A 1,270-nucleotide genomic window follows, 5' to 3' on the forward strand; every position below is an offset into this window, starting at 1 on the left:
CCAGCGGCCAGGCCATACGGCGTGTCGTTGGCAATGGCGATGGCTTCTTCGGCGGTGTCGAAGGCGATCACCGACAGCACTGGGCCGAAGATCTCTTCCTGGGCAATCTTCATGGCGTTGGTCACGCCGTCAAAGATGGTCGGCTCGACGTAGGTCCCGCCAGTCTCTTCCAGCGTGCGCTTGCCGCCGGCCAGCAGCTTGGCGCCGTCCTTGTGGCCAGCCTCGATGTACGACAGCACGGTGTTCATCTGCTGGGTATCGACCAGGGCACCCACGGTGGTCTGTGGGTCCAGCGGGTTACCGGGCTTCCAGCCTTTCAGGGCCTCGACCACCATCGGCAGGAACTTGTCCTTGATCGAACGCTCGACCAGCAGACGCGAACCGGCGGTGCACACTTCGCCCTGGTTGAAGGCGATGGCGCTGGCAGCAGCTTCAGCGGCAGCTTGCAAGTCCGGGGCGTCGGCAAAGACGATGTTCGGGCTCTTGCCACCGGCTTCCAGCCAGATGCGCTTCATGTTCGATTCGCCGGCGTACACCATCAACTGCTTGGCGATCTTGGTGGAACCGGTGAACACCAGGGTGTCGACGTCCATGTGCAGGGCCAGGGCCTTGCCCACGGTATGGCCATAGCCTGGCAGCACGTTCAGCACGCCAGCCGGGATACCGGCTTCGATCGCCAGCTGGGCGATGCGGATGGCAGTCAGCGGGGATTTTTCGGACGGCTTGAGCACCAGCGAGTTGCCGGTAGCCAGGGCCGGGGCGATTTTCCAGCAGGCCATCAGCAGCGGGAAGTTCCACGGTACGATGGCACCCACCACGCCCACCGGCTCACGGGTAACCAGGCCAAGCTGGTCGTGCGGGGTCGGGGCGACTTCGTCGTAGACCTTGTCGATGGCTTCGGCGGTCCAGTGAATGGCTTGCGCCGCACCCGGCACGTCGATGCTGGAGGAGTCGCCGATCGGCTTGCCCATGTCCAGGGTTTCCAGCAGCGCCAGCTCTTCGACGTTCTTGCGCAGCAGGTCGGCGAAGCGGATCAGCTTGGCCTTGCGCTTGGCCGGGGCCAGTTGCGACCACACGCCAGCGTTGAAGGTGGCGCGGGCGTTTTCCACTGCGCGGTTGGCATCGGCCAGGTCGCAGCTGGCAACCTTGGCCAGGAAGCGTCCGTCGACCGGGCTCAGGCACTCGAAGGTTTCACCGGATGCGGCATCGGTGTATTCGCCGTTGATGAAGGCACGGCCTTCGATCTTCAGTTGCTGGGCACGTTGTTCCC

1 protein-coding gene is annotated in these 1,270 nt (G+C 64.3%); it reads right to left on the reverse strand.

Going from position 1 to position 1,270, the window contains the following annotated elements:
- Positions 1-1,270, reverse strand: a 1,270-nt coding sequence (locus tag ACQKPZ_RS28200; protein WP_427544570.1) for an aldehyde dehydrogenase, incomplete at both ends; no start/stop codon positions are given.

The organism is Pseudomonas sp. NPDC089547 (assembly GCF_050280665.1).
Lineage (GTDB): Bacteria > Pseudomonadota > Gammaproteobacteria > Pseudomonadales > Pseudomonadaceae > Aquipseudomonas.